The following is an 18,724-nucleotide window of genomic DNA, read 5'->3' on the forward strand; positions in this document are numbered from 1 at the left end:
GTGACCGGTTCCAGGACCTGGCTGCTGCGCCTCGTCATCGCCTTCAGCTTCGCGCAGGGGGCGGTGTCGATGGCGCGTCCGGCCGTCTCGTACCGGGCGCTGGCACTCGGCGCCGACGAGCGGGCCATCGGTGTGATCGCCGCTGTGTACGCGCTGTTCCCGCTGTTCGCCGCCGTACCGCTCGGCCGGCGGACGGACCACGGCCGGTGCGTGCCGCTTCTCGCGGCCGGTGTCGTCCTGATCTCCAGTGGCTGCGCGCTCAGCGGACTGGCCGGTTCCCTTGCCGCGATGGCGGTCTGGAGCGGCATCATGGGCCTCGGTCATCTGTCCTTCGTGATCGGCGCGCAGTCGATCGTCGCCCGCCGGTCCGCCCCGGCCGAACAGGACCGTAACTTCGGGCACTTCACCATCGGCGCCTCGCTCGGCCAGCTCGTCGGACCGGTCGCGGCGGGACTGGTGATCGGCGGCGACATGGCCCGTACGAGCGCACTGGCCCTGCTTGCCTCGGCGGCCGTCGCGGCGCTCTCCTGTGCGTTCCTCCGGCGCGTCGAGCACCGCGCGACGCCCGGGAGCCGCACCGAACGGGCCAAGGTGCCCGTCCACCACATCCTGCGCACCCGCGGTGTGCCGGCCGGAATCTTCATCAGCCTGGCGGTGCTCTCGGCGACGGACGTCCTCACCGCGTACCTGCCGGTGGTCGGAGAGCACCGGGGGATCGCCCCCGCCGTCGTCGGACTGCTGCTGAGCCTGCGCGCCGCGGCGACGATCGCCTGCCGGCTGGTGATGACCCCGATGATCAGGGCCGTGGGTCGCACCGCGCTGCTCACGGTCACCTGTCTGCTGGCCGCGCTGCTGTGCGCGGTCATCGCCCTGCCGGTTCCGGTGTGGGGACTCACCGTGGTGATGGCGGCGCTCGGCTTCTGTCTCGGGGTGGGGCAGCCCCTTTCGATGACGACCGTCGTCCGGGCCGCCCCGGCCGGGGCCCGCTCCACGGCCCTCGCGCTGCGACTCACCGGCAACCGCCTCGGTCAGGTCGCGGCGCCCGCCTCGGCCGGTCTCGTCGCAGGGGTCGCGGGAACGGCGGCGCCGTTCGTGATGCTGGGTGTGCTCCTGCTGGCGGCGGCGGGGACCGGGCTGCGGGCGGGCCGGAACCCGTCCCGCCCCGACGGCGCTGAACATGACACCCGGGCAGTGCGTACTCATGACTACCCGCGCCGACCGACCAGGTGTGGTGAATCGACTCTGCGCGACCGACAGGAGCGGCAATGACCAGTGGTGACGGGCCGATCATGAAGGGGCTCCCGGACGGAGGGGCCGAGTTGTCCGTGGTGCTGCGGCTGGGCTGGGACGATGTGGCCGCGCTCGGCCGTGAGGCGAGCCGGCTGGCCGAACAGCGCGGGGGCCCGGTGAGCCTCGACGAGGCCGCCAGCCACCGGCTCCGTACCTGGTCGTCGGTGTCGAAGACCACGGACGACAGGGCCGCCCAGGCGCAGGCCCAGGTGACGTCCCCGGTCCCCACGACCGCGGCCATCGCCGGGAACCCCGCGGCCAGGGTCACCTCGATCTCGCCACCGCCCGCGCGGCAGGTGCAGCCGACGGCCACGGCGGTCGGCCAGGCTCAGGCCTGACGGGTTGCCGGCTGTCGACGGGCCCCGGGCGCGGACGTTTCCGCGCCAGGGGCCCGTTTCGTGCCCCCGCACAAAGAGGGACAATCGGTGGGCACGCGGTGAGACGCCCCTGGCGTCAGAAAACTAACACCGCTAGTTTGGGACGGACGACCCGAGCATGCCTCGAAGGAGTAGCGGATGAAGGCCCACGACGGGATGTACATCGGCGGCATGTGGCGGCCCGCCGTCGGCGCCGACACCATCGCGGTGGTGAATCCCGCGGACGAGCAGGTCATCGCCCATGTGCCGGCCGGTACGGCGGAGGACGTGGACGCCGCGGTGAGAGCCGCACGGGCCGCCTTCCCCGGCTGGGCCGCCACCCCGCCCGCCGAGCGCGCCGCGAAGATCGCCGCGCTGCGGGACGAGCTCGCCGAGCGCAAGGAGCAGATCGCACGGACCGTGACGGCCGAGCTCGGGGCGCCGCAGCAGCTCGCCGAGACCGTCCACGCCGGTCTGCCGATCATGGTCGCCGCCTCGTACGCCGAGCTGGCGGCCTCGTACTCCTTCGAGGAGAAGGTCGGCAACTCCACCGTGCTGCTGGAGCCGGTGGGCGTCGTGGGCGCCATCACCCCGTGGAACTACCCCCTCCACCAGATCGTCGCCAAGGTCGCCCCGGCTCTCGCCGCCGGCTGCACGCTCGTGCTCAAGCCCGCCGAGGACACCCCGCTGACCGCACAGCTCTTCGCCGAGGCCGTGCATGAAGCCGGCCTGCCCGCAGGGGTGTTCAACCTGGTCACGGGTCTCGGCCCGATTGCCGGACAGGCGCTCGCCGAGCACCCGGGAGTGGATCTGGTCTCCTTCACCGGCTCCACCGCCGTCGGCCGGCAGATCGGCGCGACCGCGGGCGCCGCCGTCAAGCGCGTGGCCCTGGAACTCGGCGGCAAGTCCGCCAACGTGATCCTGCCGAGCGCCGACCTCGCCCGTGCCGTGAACGTCGGCATCGCCAATGTCATGTCCAACTCGGGCCAGACGTGCAGTGCCTGGACGCGCATGCTGGTGCACAAGGACCAGTACGACGAGGCCGTGGATCTGGCCGCCGCGGCCGTCGCCAAGTACCCGCCCGGGGAGCGGGTCGGCCCGCTCGTCAGCGCCAAGCAGCAGCAGCGTGTCCTCGGCTACATCGAGAAGGGCATCGCCGAGGGTGCCCGGGTCGTGGCAGGCGGGTCGGAGGCACCGCGAGAGACCGGCTACTACGTCTCCCCGACGGTCTTCGCCGATGTCACGCCCGGCATGACCATCGCGCAGGAAGAGATCTTCGGCCCGGTCGTCTCGATCCTGAGGTACGAGGACGAGGACGACGCCCTGCGGATCGCCAACGGCACCGTGTACGGGCTCGCGGGCGCGGTGTGGGGAGAGCAGGAGGATGCCGTCGCCTTCGCCCGTCGCATGGACACCGGCCAGGTCGACATCAACGGCGGCCGGTTCAACCCCCGGGCGCCGTTCGGCGGTTACAAGCAGTCGGGTGTCGGGCGCGAGCTCGGCTCGCACGGCCTCGGTGAGTATCTCCAGACCAAATCGCTGCAGTTCTGAGCTGCTCCGGGCATCCTGAGCAGCTCAGGGCGCCCTCAGCCCGGAGCGTCCGAGTAGTCCTGAGCAGTCCTGAGCAGTCCTGAGCAGTTCCCGACCGTCACCCCTCCGAGGAGTGTTCAGCGTGGTCCGCGCCGCTGTCCTGCCCGCCGTCGGTTCTCCCCTGGAGATCACCCGCATCGAGCTCCCCGAGCCCGGCCCCGGCCAGGTGAGGGTCCGCCTCGCCGCCGCCGGGGTCTGCCACTCCGATCTGTCCCTGTCCGACGGCACCATGCGCGTCCCGGTACCCGCCGTCCTCGGCCACGAGGGCGCGGGCACCGTCGTCTCCGTCGGCGAGGGGGTCACCCATGTCGCCCCGGGCGACGGTGTCGTGCTCAACTGGGCGCCGTCCTGCGGAAAGTGCCACCACTGCTCGATCGGCGAGGTGTGGCTCTGCGCCGACGCCCTCACGGGCGTGGCGAACGTGTACGCCGTCACCGAGGACGGCACGGAACTCCACCCCGGCCTCAACGTGGCCGCGTTCGCCGAGGAGACCGTCGTCGCGGCCAACTGCGTGCTGCCGGTCCCGGACGGCGTCCCGCTCACCGACGCCGCCCTCCTCGGCTGCGCGGTCCTCACCGGATACGGGGCCGTCCACCACTCGGCACGCGTCCGCGAGGGCGAGTCGGTCGTCGTGTTCGGCGCCGGCGGGGTCGGTCTCGCGGCCCTCCAGTCCGCCCGGATCGCCGGCGCCTCGACGGTCATTGCCGTCGATGTCTCGCCGGAGAAGGAAGCTCTGGCGCGCCGGGCCGGAGCGACCGAGTACGTCGTCGCCTCCGACACCACCGCACGGGAGATCCGCAAACTGACCGGAGGCCAGGGCGCGGATGTGGCCGTCGAGTGCGTGGGCCGCGCCGTGACGATCCGTACCGCCTGGGACTCGACGCGCCGCGGCGGCCGTACGACGGTCGTCGGCATCGGCGGCAAGGACCAGCAGGTCACCTTCAACGCCCTGGAGATCTTCCACTGGGGCCGCACTCTCTCCGGCTGTGTGTACGGCAACTCCGACCCGGCGCGGGACCTCCCGGTGCTGGCGGAGCACATCCGCGCCGGGCGCCTCGACCTGAGTACGCTGGTCACGGAACAGATCGGTCTGGACGGCATTCCGGGCGCCTTCGAGAACATGCTCGCGGGCAGGGGCGGCAGGGCGCTGATCGTGTTCTAGGGCCCGCCGCACCACCGACCACCCCGGCCGCGCCGCATGCGCCCGGGGTGGTCGTGCTGTCTCAGGCTCAACGGTTACCAGCGGGTAATGATCGAGCAAAAACTCCTGTTGCGCGACCTGTTGACCTCCATACCCACTGGTCGGTACGTTCCCCGCACTCCTCGTCCCCCGCACCCATCGGAGTGTGCACGCATGGACACGGCACCCCCTTCCCCGCTCGCCGGTCAGGCACAAGTGACCGCTCCCACCGATCGCCACCGCCGACGCGTGGCCACCGCCGCGGCACTCGCGTCCGCCGTCGAGTGGTACGACTACTTCGTCTTCGGTATCGCCGCCGCCCTCGTCCTCGGGGATCTCTACTTCCCCTCCGGCAGCCCTTCGGCCGGAGTGCTCGCGGCCTTCGCGACCTTCGCGGTCGGCTTCCTCGCCCGCCCCGTCGGCGGCATCATCGCCGGCCAGCTCGGCGACAAGCACGGCCGCAAGCCGATGCTCGTCCTCGCGCTCACCCTGATGGGCGTCGCCACCACCGCCATCGGCCTGCTCCCGACGTACGAGACGATCGGCATCGCGGCCCCGCTGCTGCTGGTGCTGCTCCGCGTGATGCAGGGCATCGCGGTCGGCGCCCAGTGGGGCGGCGCGATGCTGATGGCCACCGAGTACGCCCCCGAAGGCAAGCGCGGACTGTACGGCAGCCTCGTCCAGCTCGGCGTACCCATCGGTGTCGTCACCGCCAACACCGTCTTCCTCGCGGCCGGCGCCTTCACCGACGACGCCTCGTTCGCGTCATGGGGCTGGCGGGTGCCGTTCTTCGTCGGCGTCCTCGTCCTCGGCCTCGCCTGGTTCATCCACACCCGTGTCGAGGAGACCCCCGAGTTCCGGGAGGCCGAACAGGCCCTGTCCGAGCAGGAGAAGGGCGAGGCCCGCTCCCCGCTGGGGACGATTCTGCGCAAGCACCTCGGGACGGTGTTCCTCGCCGGCGGGTCCTTCGCGGTCAACACCGCCACCTTCTACATCATCATCACCGGCGTCCTTGACTACTCGACGCGCGAACTCGGCATGGAGCGCAGCGCCGTACTCACCGTGTCCCTCTGCGTCAGCCTCACCCAGCTCGCGCTCATACCCGCGTCCGCCGCGCTCTCCGACCGCATCGGAAGGCTGCGCATCTACGCGATCGGCGCGGTGGGCCTGCTGGTGTGGGCGGTCCCGCTGTTCCTGCTCATCGACACCAAGTCGCTGCTGTGGCTGGCCGTCGGCACGTTCGTCACCAGCTGCTTCCTCAGCATCATGTACGGGCCGCAGGCGGCCTTGTTCGCCGAGCTGTTCACGGCGGAGATGAGGTACACGGGCGCCTCGCTCGGCTACCAGATCGCCGCGGTCTTCGGCGGCGGCCTCGCGCCCTTCGTGATGGTGCTGCTGCTGGAGGCGACCGGAACCTCGATGGCCGTCTCCGGCTACATCATCTGCCTCGCGGTCATCGCGCTCGCGTCGATCAGGATTCTCGCGAAGCGGGCGGCTGCCCGGGCGTGACATCCGCGACCTCCGCCGACTGAGCCGCCGCGGCGGCATCCGTGACGCCGGCCCGGTCCTCCCGGGCCGGCGTACGCGACTTCGAGCGGGAGACCGCCACGCCCGCCAGGCAGAGGGCACCGCCGAGCATCGTCAGCAGGCCCGGCACCTCGTCCAGCAGCAGCCAGGACATCAGCACCACCAGCGCGGGCACGGCATAGGTGGTCGCTCCCATCTTCCCCGCCGTGGTACGGGCCAGGGCGTACGCCCAGGTCGTGAACGCCAGCGCGGTCGGGAAGATCCCCAGGTAGACCATGTTGAGGGTCGCCGAGAGCGGTGCCTGCGCGGCCTCGTGCACCAGCACACCCGTGAACGGCAGGCAGGCCACCGCGCCGATCACACAGCCCCACGTCGTCACCTGCAGAGCGGACGCGTACCGCAGCGCCGGCTTCTGGGCGACGACACCACCCGCGTACGACACCGCGGCCAGCAGACACAGGAGCACACCGAGCACGGACGCGGAGCCCTCACCGGACATGGAGAGCCCGACGACAGCGGCGCCCGCGAACGAGACGCCCATCCCGGCCAGCAGCCGCGGCGGCAGCCCCTCCTCGAGCAGCCGGCCGGCGAGCAGGGCCATCACCAGCGGCCCGACATTGACCACCAGGGCCGCCGTGCCCGCGTCGACCTTCTGCTCGCCCCAGTTCAGGACCACCATGTACAGCCCGAACCACAGCAGCCCGGAGATCGCGATCCCGGGCCAGGCGCCCCGGGGCGGCACTCCTTCCCTGCGCAGGACGCATATCAGTCCCAGCACCAGCGCCCCGGCGAGCAGCCGCCCCAGGGCGAGCGCGCCGGGTGAGTAGTCGGCACCGGCGCTGCGGATCGAGACAAAGGCCGAGGCCCACAGGACGACGGTGGTGGCGGCTGCGGCGAAGGCCCGCCACCGGGTGCTGGTCATGCGGCGACCGTACGCCGTCGACCCGTCGGTGCCCACCGCAATATTCCTCATCGCAGCGCCTCCGCCCCGATGTCCAGCAGATCGCCGAGAGCCCGTTCACCGTCCGCGGTCACCTTCACCGCCCGCTCCGATCCGATCCGTACGCACCAGCCAGAGGCGAGAGCGTGCCGGCACAGCTGCGCACCCGCGACGCCGGCGAGATGGGGACGGCGTTCCGTCCAGTCCAGACAGGCCCGCGCGAGAGGCCGGCGTCCGCCCTGCGGCAGGGGGATCCCCGCCGCCCGGAACCAGCCGAGCCCGGCGTCGGTCAGGGCGAAGCCGGTGTCCTGACGCAGCAGTCCGCGGTCCGTCATGGCATCCGTGATCACGATGCCGAGCCGCCCGGCGAGATGGTCGTAGCAGGTGCGGCCCCGGGCCATGGCACTGCGGGCGCTCGCCGCCCGCAGCGAACGCGTCGGCTCAGGATCGGGTGCCGAGCGTGCGGCGAGATCCTCCACAAGGTGCGCGACGCGCTCGTCCGCCAGCCGCACGTACCGGTGCCGCCCCTGGCGCTCCTCGGTGAGCAGCCCGCCCGCGACGAGCTTGCCCAGGTGCTCGCTGGCGGTGGAGGGAGCCACCCCGGCGTGCCGGGCGAGCTCACCGGCGGTCCAGGCCCGCCCGTCGAGGAGGGCGAGACAGAAGGCCGCGCGCGTCTCGTCCGCGAGCAGCGCCGCGAGGGCGGCGAGATCCTTGGAACCCATGCCTCCAGGGTGGCGCACTCACTGTTCGGCGACGGCCGAAGCTTCGCCCCGCGTAGCTTGCAGCGCCGGACCTGGTCGGGGTTGAAGTGGTACGGCGAGTCCGGTGCCGGCGGGATCACTTGCTGCCGCGCGTCCAGGCACCGGTCGTGGTCGTGCCGGGCGACGTGGTTCCGGTCGGCGAAGGGCATGGCGCCATCAGCGAGCGGCACCGGTCGCCGTGGCCTACGCCGGGCACTCGCACCGTGTGTGGAGGGGAGCGCCGCGCCGTTCCGTCGGCGGAGCTCCGCGACCGCGCAGGTCTCGTACCAGTGCCGTGCCGGCGTGAGGAGTTCCTCTTCGCCGGACCCCCGGGCGGGGCCACGGCCGCCGATGCCGCGGACCGCGTGGACGAGGTGGCACGAGCCCGACGCCATGGCGAGGTGACGTGCGCTCAGCCCCAGCTCGTCCACGGCGTCCGGGCCGACATCCGCCCCGCGGATCGCAGGCGGCGTCCTCGTCCCCGGTGAGGACCGCCGCTCCCGGCGCGGAGTCCATGGCGTCCTGCTGTGCACCGCTCTACGCGCGCGCCATCCCCTCGTACTGCACCGACAGCCCGTCCAGCAGCGCCCGCAGCCCCGTCTCGAACGCGCCCTCGTCGACCTTCTCCTGCCGTTCGGCGAGCAGATGGGCCTGGCCGAGGTGCGGGTAGTCGGCAGGGTCGTACGCCGACTCGTCGTCGACGAAGCCGCGGGCGAAGGACCCGAGCGCCGAGCCCATGATGAAGTACCGCATCAGCGCGCCGATGCAGGTGGCCTGCGCCGGGGGCCAGCCGGCCCGGACCATCGCGCCGAAGACCGCGTCGGCGACCTTCAGGCCCGCCGGGCGGCGGCCGGGGCCCCGGGCGAGGACCGGGACGATGTTGGGGTGGTCGGCCAGGGCCGCCCGGTAGGAGACGGCCCAGTCGTGCAGCGCGGTGCGCCAGTCACGGGGGTCCGTCTCGTCGAACATCGCCAGATCGACCTTGGCGCTGACCGCGTCGGCGACCGCGTCCAGGATCTCGTCCTTGTTGCGGAAGTGGTTGTAGAGGGAGGGCCCGCTGACCCCCAGTTCGGCGGCGAGCCGACGGGTGGAGACCGCGTCGAGGCCGTCCGCGTCCACGAGCGCGCTCGCCGTCCCGACGATGCGGTCTCGGCTGAGGAGGGGCTTGCGCGGTCGGGCCATGCGGCACATAGTAGGGCCTGCCAACCAGAAACTAGCAGTGATAGTTAAAAGTGGGGTGTCCCGTGGTGAACCTGGAGCTCGGCGAGGAGCAGAAGGCCGTCCGGCAGCTCGCGCGCGACTTCGTCGACCGTGAGGTCACCCCGCATGTCGTCGACTGGGACCGGTCCGAGAACGTCGACAGGTCGATCGTGAAGAAGCTGGGCGCGGTCGGGTTCCTGGGGCTGACCATCGACGAGGAGTACGGCGGCTCCGGTGGTGACCACCTCGCGTACTGCCTGGTCACGGAGGAGCTCGGGCGCGGCGACTCATCGGTGCGGGGGATCGTCTCCGTCTCCCTCGGCCTGGTCGCCAAGACCGTCGCGTCCTGGGGGAGCGAGGACCAGAAGCGCCACTGGCTGCCGCGGCTGACCGCGGGCGAGGCCATCGGCTGCTTCGGGCTGACCGAGCCCGGCACCGGGTCCGACGCGGGCAACCTTGCCACCAGGGCCGTACGGGACGGCGACGCGTATGTCATCAACGGCAGCAAGATGTTCATCACCAACGGCACCTGGGCCGATGTCGTCGTCCTCTTTGCGCGCACCAATGACACGCCCGGCCACAAGGGTGTGTCCGCCTTTCTCGTGCCGGCCGACACCCCGGGTCTGACCCGCCGCACCATTCACGGCAAACTCGGCCTGCGCGGCCAGGCCACCGCCGAGCTGGTTCTCGAGGACGTCCGCGTCCCGGCCGGTGCGCTGCTCGGTCCGGAGGGCAAGGGCTTCACTGTCGCGATGTCCGCACTCGCCAAGGGGCGGATGTCGGTGGCCGCGGGCTGTGTCGGCCTCGCGCAGGCCGCGCTGGACGCCGCCGTCGGCTACGCGGGTGAGCGGGAGCAGTTCGGCAAGCCGATCGCCTCGTACCAGCTCGTGCAGGAGCTGATCAGCGACATCGCCGTCGACGTGGACGCCGCGCGACTGCTGACCTGGCGGGTCGCGGATCTCGTGGACCGCGGTGAGGACTTCGCCACCGCCGCGTCCAAGGCCAAGCTCTTCGCCTCCGAGGCCGCCGTGCGCGCCGCGAACAACGCGCTGCAGGTGTTCGGCGGCTACGGGTACATCGACGAGTACCCCGTCGGCAAACTGCTGCGCGACGCACGGGTGATGACCCTCTACGAGGGCACGAGCCAGATACAGAAGCTCATCATCGGCCGTTCTCTCACGGGGGTCTCGGCGTTCTGACGCAGGCCGATGTGAGTACGGCCTGAGTACGGACGCGGATGTGGCCCTGCCCGCACGCCGTGCATGCTCCGGGGCATGAGTGAGACACCGGTCAAGCAGCAGAACACGACGGCGTACTACGGACAGGCCGTCGCCTCCTTCGCGGTCGCTCTCATGGCCGTCGCCGTCGGGATCTTCAACCTGGACGCCGATGCCTGGGTGCGCGCCTTCCTCGGTATCGCGGTCCTCTACCTCACGACGTCGGCGTTCACTCTGGCCAAGGTGGTGCGGGACAGGCAGGAGGCGGGGCAGATCGTGAGCCGCGTCGACCAGGCCCGGCTCGAGAAGCTGCTCGCCGAGCACGACCCGTTCCAGAAGCTGTGAGCCAGTTCTAAGCGCTTGCTCAGGTTCGGGGTATGGTGTTCGTCCTGTGAGAGGGAAGGGGCGAGCGATGAGTACGGCGGAGCAGACCGGCGCCGAGGACATGCCGTGGGGCGAGGTTACCCCGGAGGCGGCCAGACGGCTGCTCATCGCCGCTGTCGAGGCCTTCGCCGAGCGTGGCTACCACGCCACCACGACGCGCGACATCGCCGGCCGCGCCGGGATGAGCCCGGCCGCGCTCTACATCCACTACAAGACGAAGGAAGAGCTGCTCCACCGGATCAGCCGCATCGGTCACGACCGGGCGCTGGAGATCCTGGAGGCGGCGGCGAACGGTGAGGGCACCGCGGCCGAGCGGCTCGCCGACGCCGTACGTTCCTTCGTGCGCTGGCACGCCGAGCGGCACACCACCGCGCGCGTCGTGCAGTACGAGCTCGACGCGCTCGGCGACGCGCACCGGGCCGAGATCGTGGAACTGCGGCGCAAGAGCGACGCGGTGGTGCAGCGCATCGTCAACGAGGGTGTCGCGGCAGGGGAGTTCGACGTCCCGGACGTACCCGGGACGACCCTCGCCGTGCTGTCCCTCTGCATCGATGTGGCCAGGTGGTTCAACGCGCAGGGGCGCCGGACGCCCGACGAGGTCGGCGAGCTCTACGCCGACCTCGTACTGCGCATGGTGGGTGTCACGGGGGCCCGGAAGAAGTAGCGCCGACCGGAAGCGGCGCTCAGAAGAAGCGGCGCTCAGAAGAAGTAGCGGGACACGGACTCGGCCACGCACACCGGCTTGTCGCCGCCCTCGCGCTCCACGGTGACCACGGCCGTCACCTGCACGCCGCCGCCCGCCTCCTCGACGCTCTTGAGGGCCGCAGTCGCGCGCAGCCGGGAGCCGACCGGCACGGGGGAGGGGAAGCGGACCTTGTTGGTCCCGTAGTTGATGCCCATCTTCATGCCCTCCACCCTCATGATCTGCGGAACGAGGGTCGGCAGCAGCGACAGCGTGAGATAGCCGTGCGCGATGGTCTTTCCGAAGGGCCCGGCCGTGGCCCGCTCGGGGTCCACGTGGATCCACTGGTGGTCGCCGGTGGCATCGGCGAACAGGTCGATCCGCTTCTGGTCGATCTCCAGCCAGTCGCTGTACCCCAGCTGCTCGCCCACCCCGGCGGTCAGTTCCTCGGCGGATGTGAAGATCCTCGGCTCGGCCATGTCCCTGTTCCCTGCCTCTCGACCCGTCCCAGCGTGTCTCTGCCTGTGTGCCTAAGCGACTGCTTAGCATGCTCGGGTGGAGGCCGTCTGTCAACGGATGTCCCGGCCAGGACGTCACGTAGGCTCGCCGAGTGCCGCAGATTCCCGGGAAGACCCACGAACTCACCGTCGGCCAGCTCTCCGCGCGCAGCGGAGCCGCCGTGTCCGCACTGCACTTCTACGAGTCCAAGGGGCTGATCAGCAGCCGCAGGACCCCGGGCAACCAGCGCCGGTACGGGCGTGACGCGCTGCGCCGTGTCGCCTTCGTACGCGCGGCACAGAGGGTCGGCATTCCGCTCGCCACCATCCGGGAGGCACTCGCCGAACTCCCCGAGGAGCGCACGCCCGACCGCGCGGACTGGGCCCGGCTCTCGGGGGTGTGGCGCGCGGAACTCGACGAGCGCATCAAGCAGCTCGGGCGGCTGCGGGACCATCTCACCGACTGCATCGGCTGCGGCTGCCTTTCCCTGGAGACGTGCGTCCTGTCCAACCCGGACGACGTCTTCGGTGAGCGCATGACGGGCTCGCGGCTGTTGCCGGAACGGCGGCGCGCCACGCAGGACGACGCGTGAGAATGCAGGTCGCCCGGCCTGCATGATCAGCCGGGCTCGGAGGAGGCATTCCGCGGGACGACGACGAGGCTGACGGCGATGGCCAGCACATAGCCCGCGATGACCAACAGGACCACCGCCGCATCGAGCCGTTCGTCCTTGATCATCCACGCGCCCAGCAGGCCACCGGCGAACATCGCCGCGACCGAGGCCGTGCGCCGGATCTGGTTCCGGGTCCCGGATGCGATCCGCGTGTCGACCGCGAGGGGGGAGCCTCCGATGAGGGCGGTGAAGGCCCGGGTGGTGACGGTGGTCGGCATTCCGGGCACGTTGACGCGCAGGGTGGTGACGTTCCTGATCCCCATGGCCAGGGCCACCAGGCCGGCCACCATGTAGTGCCGGCCGCCCAGCGTTCCACCCCGCGCCTCGATCCCCCACGCGACCAGTGCGGCGACGGCCAGCACCACGGCCTCGACGACCAGGGCGTCCCTGAGCCAACGGCGGCCGCGCACCTGCCCGTACGACTCGAACCGGGACGACAGCACCGCCCCCGCGGTGAACCCCACCAGCGAGGCCAGGCACGGGACCAGGGACAGACCGCCGACACCGGCGACCGCGAAGGACATCAGCAGCATGTTGCCCGTCTGGACAGCCGTGAAGACCGGACCGAGGGTGAGGAAGCTGACCGCTTCGACCATCCCCGTCGCCATCGTGAGCGCCACCATGACCCATGTGACAGAGGGCTCGCGTTTCGCCTTCACGCGCCGAGTCTCGGCGCGTCCGGCCGCACGTACCGCCGATTGCGCCGACCGTGGGCCGGGCGAGGCCGGGCAAGCCCGCAACGCATGGTGGCCCGCACCCCCGTGACGGGCCACCATGCGCAGGACGGTCACTCGTACTCGGTGCCGCCCTTACGGGTCAGATACGCCGGGCTGACCGACTTGGCTATCGCCCGCCCGCCGACCACCGGGCTGTAGCGCTCGGTGGCCGGACGGATCACCACGCCCTCGCGCAGATGCAGATCCCGGCCGGATACGGTCTCGCGACCGCTCGCGAACTCCAGGACCGTCTCCAGCGCATACGGACCCTCGTACAGCCTCGGCACCAGGGGCAGTTCGCCGTCGAGCAGCTCCGCTGGATCGAGCCAGCGGACCTGGCCGTCGATCTCCGCCGAGAGGTCGAAGACCGCGAACCCGAGCTCGGTCGAGCGGGCGTTCGCGCCGTACGACAGGTCCTGCACCCCGGCGCCGTACACCTCGCCGAAGACACCGACCCGGCTCGCCCCCAGCCTGTCGGCCAGACGCGCCGCGGCCTCGGCCACGCCATGACCGTGGACCGCGCGCCAGTACAGATTCCGGGGATCCTCCTTGAGCGCGAGGCCCTTGGCCCCGAACCCCTTCGACGACACCAGCACCCTTCCCCCTGGCCCTCCGGGTGCGGGAGGGACCCTCACGCCGTCGGCGACGTACGTCACCAGGCAGGCGGTGCCGTGCAGCTTCTCCGTCAGCACGACCGGCTCGCCGGGCGTGAAGATGTCCGGATAGCGCTGCAGATTCTCGATGTCGACCCAGGGCAGCAGATCCGGCGCCGACTCGACCTCGCCGCTCATCGTGGGAGGGATCGGCGGCGACCACTTGGCGATCCCCAGCAGCTCGGCGAAGTCGGTGCCGTCGGCGGCCGCTCGCTCGAGATCGGTATCCGCGAGCGCTTTCGGGCGGCAGACGATCCCCTGCGACAGCTCACCCCGCAGCCGCACCGCCTTGACCCGGTCGGACGCCTTCCCGGCCAGCCGTCCGGTCAGCCCCAGTTCATCGACCAGAGCCGTCGGCAGCACGGCCTGCTCCGGGATGTAGACGGCGATGTCACCACTGCGGTAGGCGCCCTTGGCGACGACGGCCCGGTAGAGGCCCACCTGGGCCAGTTCAAGGGCGTCGGCGTTCGGATGCTCATGGATCGTCAGCAGTTCGGCGGTGACGCGCAGCGTCGACATGTCAGGGCTCCTCGGGTGCGGTTCGCATCGCTGCTCACTGTGGCCGCACGGAATTGTGGTGGGCCAGTGATTAATGCTTCTGGTATGTCGCGCCCTCCACAGGGCGCACGCACCTTCCGCAGAGCCGGCACGCGGAGCCCGCCGTGCGCATACCGCAGCTGACACCGGCTCGGGTTTCGACGAAGCGGGCCGGCCGCGTCCCCGCTGGAGCAGCCTTCACGACCGATCCATGTGTCCGCACCCGGTTGGCGCGCCAGGCGCGCCGGCCGGACCCTGCCCTGCTCTCCGTGCGACAGCACGGGCAGGCCGTGGCTCTCGCCGCGGGGGCGGCGTCGGTCTCCTCGGCCGGCGCCCCGGTCCACCAGCGCAGTGTCCTGCGCGCCTTCCTCGTGCCCATGGACGGACGCACGGTCGGACAGCACCGTCCAGGACCGGATGTGCTGCACCAGCCGCGTCGGCTCGCGCTCGGGCTCGGCTCCCCTCGTCACCCCGACGGGGCCGACGACATGCGGCGGCTGAGAATCGCCGCCGCACGGCGTCTTCAGGGCGCACATGAACTCCCGCCGCACCCGCCGTTGACCATGACCGCGATCACGATCACGATCACGATCACGATCATGACCGCGACCGCCGCCGACTCCGCCGGCGCGCGGCGGCATCGGCACGGCCGCCGGACGCCGCTCTCGCGCGCCCCCGTCCGGGCAGACCTGGATCACGCAGTCGATGCTGTCAGGCGTCACTGACACCGAGACCGCGAACGACACCGTTCGGCGGTCCGGTCCGGCCACCGACCGATCACTGTTCGGCTGTTCCTGCGCCGAACTCCCGGAACACGCGGGAGCCCGCCGTCCGCGCGCCGTCGGCGCGCCCCCACGCGCCTTGCCCTACGCCACCGAGGCCAGCGGCCTGGCACAGACCCGCTTGGCGGTCCTGAGGGCCTCGTGAGTCAGCACGGGCGTGGGCACCACGACCCCGCATCCCGTGCACACCGGACCGAACCACGGTTCGTGCTCCAGATCCTGTCGCCATACGATCCGGCGCCCGGCACACACGGGGCAGCCCGCTCCGGGGGCCGACCCCAGCGCCCCGATCAGCCGGCGGAGTACCTCTCCCATCGGTTCGGCCGGATGCACAGAAGGGTCGTCGCAGCGTGCGACGCCGTTGCCGCCCCAGGTGCGCCGGTGCCAGTCGTCGATCGACCCCGGCCGCCGCAGCCCGTCGTGCTTCTCGCGCTTGCGGCGCTCCGCGAACTTCTCCTCGTACGCGAGCCAAACGGCCCGCGCCTCCTCCAGCTCATCGAGCGCGGCCACCAGCCGCGCCGGATCGGGAGCCCGGTCCTCCGGCTCCATTCCGTGCCTGGCGCACAGGTGGTTCCAGGTCGCCCGGTGCCCATAGGGGGCGAACCTCTCCAGGCACTTGCGCAATGAGTAACGCCTCAGCGCCAGATCACCTCGCGGGTCGCGTACCTGTCTCGCAAGACTCCGGAAACCGGCCATCGCAGTGCCACCTCCGTCGCTCGTACTTCGTCGCACGTACTCGGTCGCTCGTCATTCCGCGTCGAGGAATGGACGTACGACTACCCGATCCGGCTCCATCGAACATCCGTACTCGGCCAAGATGACGCGCGGTCCCTGTGTGCGGCGATCGGGAAAAGTGACGGTTACTCACCTTACCGAGGAGTCATACCGTCAGTAACGTGCGCCGCACCGGCCTCTCCGAGGAGAATCCATGCGACGACGCACCGGACGACCCCCCACCGGACGATTCAGAACCGTATGCGCGGCCCTCCTGCTCGGGACGGCCCTGTGGGCCCCGTTCGCGCAGGCCACTGCCGCCGAGGATCCCGCACCCGCCACCGACCACTGTCTGAAACAGGGCCGGAGCCAGTGCGCGGACATCCTGCCGCCCGGGCAGAACGGCAACGCCACCCTCGCCGACATCCTCGCCCACCGGGTCCTCGGCACCCGCCCCGCCCACAGTTCCGACCAACTCGGCCGCTACGACGCCCTGGTGGGCCGCTACGGGGGCCTCACCGACGCCGCACTGGCCGAATTCTTCAACGACGCCTCGTTCGGCGTCCCGGCGGGTCAGGTCGAGTCCGTGACCAGCCCCCGCGCGGACGTCACGATCACCCGGGACAAGAAGACCGGAGTGCCGCACATCAAGGGCACCACCCGCTACGGCACGGAGTTCGGCGCCGGATACGCCGCCGCGCAGGACCGGCTCTGGATGATGGACCTCTTCCGGCACATCGGTCGCGGCGAGCTGACCCCGTTCGCCGGCGGCGCGCTCGCCAACCAGGGCCTCGAGCAGCAGTTCTGGCCACAGGCCCCGTACACGGAGGCCGACTACGAGGCCCAGATAGCCCGTATCCGCAGCAGCGAGGGTGCCCGCGGCGAACAGGCCATGGCCGACGCCCAGGCGTACATCGACGGCATCAACGCCTACCGCGTCCAGTCCAAGAACGGCCGTTACTTCCCGGGGGAGTACGTCCTCACCGGGCATGTCGACGCGATCACGAACGCCGGCGAGATCCAGCCGTTCAAGCTCACCGACCTGATCTCCATCGCGTCCGTGGTCGGAGGCCAGTTCGGCGGCGGAGGAGGCGGCGAGGTCCAGGCGGCCCTCTCGCTCCTGGCCGCCCAGCAGAAGTACGGGTTGGCCGAAGGCACCAGGGTCTGGGAGTCGTTCCGCCAGCGCAACGATCCCGAGGCCGTCCTCACCGTCCACGACGGCACCTCCTTCCCGTACGCGCAGAAGCCCGCCACCCCGCGTGGCACCGCGATGCCCGACCCGGGCTCGGTCAGGGCCGAACAGCTCGTGTACGACCGCACAGGTTCGGCCGGCACCAACGCCAAGTCCCCGCTGCGTGCCCCCAGGAACCTCAGGCCCGCACAGGGCATGTTCGACAACGGCGTCGTGGCGCCCGGTTCGCTCGATCCGAAGCGGGGCATGTCCAACGCTCTGCTCGTCTCAGGCGCACACACCGCGAGCGGAAACCCGATCGCCGTCTTCGGCCCGCAGACCGGCTACTTCGCGCCGCAGTTGCTGATGCTCCAGGAACTGCAGGGTCCGGGCATCTCCGCCCGCGGTGTCTCCTTCGCCGGTGTCGGCATGTACGTCCAGATGGGCCGCGGACAGGACTACGCCTGGTCGGCCACCTCCGCGGCCCAGGACATCACCGACACCTACGCCGTCGAGCTCTGCGTGCCCGGCGGCGGCACCCCGGCCCCGGACGCGGACCACTACCTCCACCGGGGTGTGTGCACCCCGATGGAGAAGATGGAGAAGCGCAACGCCTGGAAGCCCACGGTCGCCGACGGTACCGCGCAGGGCTCCTACCGGCTGCAGGTCCTGCGCACCAAGTACGGCGTCGTCACCCACCGCGCGACGGTCGGTGGCAAGCCCGTCGCCTACACCTCGCTGCGGACCAGCTACCGCCATGAAGCCGATTCGATCATCGGCTTCCAGATGCTCAACGACCCTTCGTACGTGAAGGACGCCGCCTCCTTCCAGCAGGCCGTCCACAACATCGACTACGCCTTCAACTGGTTCTACGCGGACTCAGGGACCGCCGCCTACTACAACAGCGGAATGAACCCGGTGCGGGCGTCCGGCGTGGACCCGGCGCTGCCGGTGAAGGCGGAGCAGGCGTACGAGTGGCAGGGCTTCGACCCGGCCACCAACACCGCCGCGTACACGCCCTTCTCCGAGCATCCGCGGTCCAGTGGCCAGGACTACTACATTTCCTGGAACAACCGGCAGGCCAAGGACTACAACACCGCCGGCTTCGGGTTCGGAGCCGTCCACCGAGGCGACCTGCTCGACGACCGGGTCGCCGAACTCGTCGCGGACGGCGGCGTCACCCGTGCCTCCCTGACACGTGCCATGGCGGAAGCGGGGGTCACCGACCTCCGCGGCGAGCAACTACTGCCCGAACTGCTGCGGGTCGTACGGAGCTCACCGGTCACCGACCCTCAGCTGGGCGCGGCGATCCAGCAACTGGACGCGTGGCGCGCTGCGGGGGCGCAGCGCAAGGAGACCTCGCCGGGATCCCGCACGTACGGGCACAGCGACGCCGTACGGTTCATGGACGCCTGGTGGCCGCTGCTGGTCGAGGCCGAGTTCAGGCCGGGACTCGGTGACGATCTCTACCGGGCGCTGACGGGGAGCCTCGCGGTCGACGAATCTCCGGCCGCGAGCCACGGGCCGACGGGCGCGCACAGCGGCTCGGCGTTCCAGTCGGGCTGGTGGGGCTTCGTCGACAAGGATCTGCGGCAGGTGCTGGGGCAGCAGGTCTCCGGCCCGCTGGCCCACACCTACTGCGGTGACGGGCAACTGGCCGCCTGCCGCGACACATTGCTGACCACGCTCAAGCAGGCGGTCTCGGAACCCGCCACCGAGGTCTACCCGGGCGACGCCGGCTGCCGAGCCGGTGACCAGTGGTGCGCCGACGCGATCATGCACCGGGCGCTGGGCGGGATCACCCACCCGGCGGTCAACTGGCAGAACCGCCCGACCTATCAGCAGGTCGTCGAGTTCCCCTCGCACCGTTAGTG

18 protein-coding genes are annotated in these 18,724 nt (G+C 71.0%); 11 read left to right on the top strand and 7 right to left on the bottom strand.

Going from position 1 to position 18,724, the window contains the following annotated elements:
• The 5 genes from ACFU5O_RS23190 (at position 1) to ACFU5O_RS23210 (ending at position 5,925) form a co-directional block, all read left to right on the top strand.
• On the top strand, positions 1–1,269 hold the full coding sequence (locus ACFU5O_RS23190; RefSeq protein ID WP_384243488.1) for an MFS transporter: 1,269 nt from the start codon (positions 1–3) through the stop codon (positions 1,267–1,269).
• Positions 1,266–1,628, top strand: a complete 363-nt coding sequence (locus ACFU5O_RS23195) for a hypothetical protein (RefSeq protein ID WP_384243490.1) — start codon at positions 1,266–1,268, stop codon at positions 1,626–1,628. Before ACFU5O_RS23190 ends, ACFU5O_RS23195 begins: the two co-directional genes overlap by 4 nt.
• Positions 1,629–1,805: 177 nt before the next feature.
• Positions 1,806–3,197: an aldehyde dehydrogenase family protein gene (locus ACFU5O_RS23200; protein WP_384243491.1), complete on the top strand. Its 1,392-nt coding sequence runs from the start codon at positions 1,806–1,808 to the stop codon at positions 3,195–3,197.
• A 121-nt stretch (positions 3,198–3,318) separates the two neighbouring features.
• Positions 3,319–4,398 (top strand): Zn-dependent alcohol dehydrogenase, encoded by a 1,080-nt coding sequence (locus ACFU5O_RS23205; protein WP_384243494.1) that lies wholly within the window; start codon positions 3,319–3,321, stop codon positions 4,396–4,398.
• A gap of 192 nt (positions 4,399–4,590) precedes the next feature.
• On the top strand, positions 4,591–5,925 hold the full coding sequence (locus ACFU5O_RS23210; RefSeq protein ID WP_384243496.1) for an MFS transporter: 1,335 nt from the start codon (positions 4,591–4,593) through the stop codon (positions 5,923–5,925).
• On the opposite strand, the gene ACFU5O_RS23215 is transcribed toward ACFU5O_RS23210, so the two are convergent.
• The 3 genes from ACFU5O_RS23215 to ACFU5O_RS23225 form a co-directional block, all read right to left on the bottom strand.
• The gene (locus ACFU5O_RS23215; RefSeq protein ID WP_384243498.1) at positions 5,888–6,865 is read right to left on the bottom strand and encodes a DMT family transporter; all 978 of its coding nucleotides are present in this window, start codon (positions 6,863–6,865) and stop codon (positions 5,888–5,890) included. The genes ACFU5O_RS23210 and ACFU5O_RS23215 overlap by 38 nt on opposite strands.
• 47 nt (positions 6,866–6,912) lie before the next feature.
• Positions 6,913–7,605, bottom strand: coding sequence for an ArsR/SmtB family transcription factor (locus ACFU5O_RS23220; RefSeq protein ID WP_384243501.1), 693 nt, complete (start codon positions 7,603–7,605; stop codon positions 6,913–6,915).
• Positions 7,606–8,160: 555 nt separating this feature from the next.
• Positions 8,161–8,805, bottom strand: a complete 645-nt coding sequence (locus tag ACFU5O_RS23225) for a TetR/AcrR family transcriptional regulator (RefSeq protein ID WP_384243503.1) — start codon at positions 8,803–8,805, stop codon at positions 8,161–8,163.
• A gap of 62 nt (positions 8,806–8,867) precedes the next feature.
• On the opposite strand from ACFU5O_RS23225, the gene ACFU5O_RS23230 reads away from it, so the two are divergent.
• The 3 genes from ACFU5O_RS23230 (at position 8,868) to ACFU5O_RS23240 (ending at position 11,088) form a co-directional block, all read left to right on the top strand.
• A complete protein-coding gene (locus ACFU5O_RS23230; protein ID WP_384243506.1) occupies positions 8,868–10,022 on the top strand; it encodes an acyl-CoA dehydrogenase family protein in 1,155 nt (384 codons plus the stop codon).
• Between the two features lie 75 nt (positions 10,023–10,097).
• Positions 10,098–10,385 (top strand): YiaA/YiaB family inner membrane protein, encoded by a 288-nt coding sequence (locus ACFU5O_RS23235; RefSeq protein WP_384243508.1) that lies wholly within the window; start codon positions 10,098–10,100, stop codon positions 10,383–10,385.
• A gap of 67 nt (positions 10,386–10,452) precedes the next feature.
• Positions 10,453–11,088: a TetR family transcriptional regulator gene (locus ACFU5O_RS23240; RefSeq protein ID WP_384243511.1), complete on the top strand. Its 636-nt coding sequence runs from the start codon at positions 10,453–10,455 to the stop codon at positions 11,086–11,088.
• Positions 11,089–11,123: 35 nt separating this feature from the next.
• On the opposite strand, the gene ACFU5O_RS23245 is transcribed toward ACFU5O_RS23240, so the two are convergent.
• A complete protein-coding gene (locus ACFU5O_RS23245) occupies positions 11,124–11,585 on the bottom strand; it encodes a MaoC family dehydratase (protein ID WP_384243513.1) in 462 nt (153 codons plus the stop codon).
• Positions 11,586–11,716: 131 nt separating this feature from the next.
• On the opposite strand from ACFU5O_RS23245, the gene soxR reads away from it, so the two are divergent.
• Complete coding sequence (soxR, locus tag ACFU5O_RS23250) at positions 11,717–12,196, top strand: redox-sensitive transcriptional activator SoxR (RefSeq protein WP_384243515.1); 480 nt, start codon at positions 11,717–11,719, stop codon at positions 12,194–12,196.
• A 26-nt stretch (positions 12,197–12,222) separates the two neighbouring features.
• Here the strand turns inward: soxR and ACFU5O_RS23255 are convergent, their stop codons facing one another.
• Positions 12,223–12,936, bottom strand: coding sequence for a YoaK family protein (locus tag ACFU5O_RS23255; protein ID WP_384243518.1), 714 nt, complete (start codon positions 12,934–12,936; stop codon positions 12,223–12,225).
• A 128-nt stretch (positions 12,937–13,064) separates the two neighbouring features.
• Positions 13,065–14,165 (bottom strand): RNA ligase (ATP), encoded by a 1,101-nt coding sequence (locus tag ACFU5O_RS23260; RefSeq protein WP_384243519.1) that lies wholly within the window; start codon positions 14,163–14,165, stop codon positions 13,065–13,067.
• A gap of 287 nt (positions 14,166–14,452) precedes the next feature.
• Between ACFU5O_RS23260 and ACFU5O_RS23265 the strand changes: the two genes are divergently transcribed.
• The gene (locus tag ACFU5O_RS23265) at positions 14,453–14,908 is read left to right on the top strand and encodes a hypothetical protein (RefSeq protein ID WP_384243520.1); all 456 of its coding nucleotides are present in this window, start codon (positions 14,453–14,455) and stop codon (positions 14,906–14,908) included.
• A gap of 141 nt (positions 14,909–15,049) precedes the next feature.
• Here the strand turns inward: ACFU5O_RS23265 and ACFU5O_RS23270 are convergent, their stop codons facing one another.
• Positions 15,050–15,661: a hypothetical protein gene (locus tag ACFU5O_RS23270; RefSeq protein WP_384243522.1), complete on the bottom strand. Its 612-nt coding sequence runs from the start codon at positions 15,659–15,661 to the stop codon at positions 15,050–15,052.
• Positions 15,662–15,893: 232 nt separating this feature from the next.
• Here ACFU5O_RS23270 and ACFU5O_RS23275 point away from each other — a divergent pair, with 232 nt between their 5' ends.
• Complete coding sequence (locus ACFU5O_RS23275) at positions 15,894–18,722, top strand: penicillin acylase family protein (RefSeq protein ID WP_384243525.1); 2,829 nt, start codon at positions 15,894–15,896, stop codon at positions 18,720–18,722.
• Positions 18,723–18,724: the final 2 nt, after the last annotated feature.

The organism is Streptomyces sp. NPDC057445 (assembly GCF_042802855.1).
Taxonomy (GTDB): Bacteria; Actinomycetota; Actinomycetes; order Streptomycetales; family Streptomycetaceae; genus Streptomyces.

Coding starts and splice junctions, on each gene's coding strand:
- ACFU5O_RS23195 (WP_384243490.1), top strand. CDS start 1,266: ATGACCAGTGGTGACGGGCCGATCATGAAGGGGCTCCCGGACGGAGGG.
- ACFU5O_RS23225 (WP_384243503.1), bottom strand. CDS start 8,805: ATGGCCCGACCGCGCAAGCCCCTCCTCAGCCGAGACCGCATCGTCGGG.
- ACFU5O_RS23215 (WP_384243498.1), bottom strand. CDS start 6,865: ATGACCAGCACCCGGTGGCGGGCCTTCGCCGCAGCCGCCACCACCGTC.
- ACFU5O_RS23210 (WP_384243496.1), top strand. CDS start 4,591: ATGGACACGGCACCCCCTTCCCCGCTCGCCGGTCAGGCACAAGTGACC.
- ACFU5O_RS23220 (WP_384243501.1), bottom strand. CDS start 7,605: ATGGGTTCCAAGGATCTCGCCGCCCTCGCGGCGCTGCTCGCGGACGAG.
- ACFU5O_RS23260 (WP_384243519.1), bottom strand. CDS start 14,165: ATGTCGACGCTGCGCGTCACCGCCGAACTGCTGACGATCCATGAGCAT.
- ACFU5O_RS23240 (WP_384243511.1), top strand. CDS start 10,453: ATGAGTACGGCGGAGCAGACCGGCGCCGAGGACATGCCGTGGGGCGAG.
- ACFU5O_RS23270 (WP_384243522.1), bottom strand. CDS start 15,661: ATGGCCGGTTTCCGGAGTCTTGCGAGACAGGTACGCGACCCGCGAGGT.
- ACFU5O_RS23245 (WP_384243513.1), bottom strand. CDS start 11,585: ATGGCCGAGCCGAGGATCTTCACATCCGCCGAGGAACTGACCGCCGGG.
- ACFU5O_RS23200 (WP_384243491.1), top strand. CDS start 1,806: ATGAAGGCCCACGACGGGATGTACATCGGCGGCATGTGGCGGCCCGCC.
- ACFU5O_RS23275 (WP_384243525.1), top strand. CDS start 15,894: ATGCGACGACGCACCGGACGACCCCCCACCGGACGATTCAGAACCGTA.
- ACFU5O_RS23235 (WP_384243508.1), top strand. CDS start 10,098: ATGAGTGAGACACCGGTCAAGCAGCAGAACACGACGGCGTACTACGGA.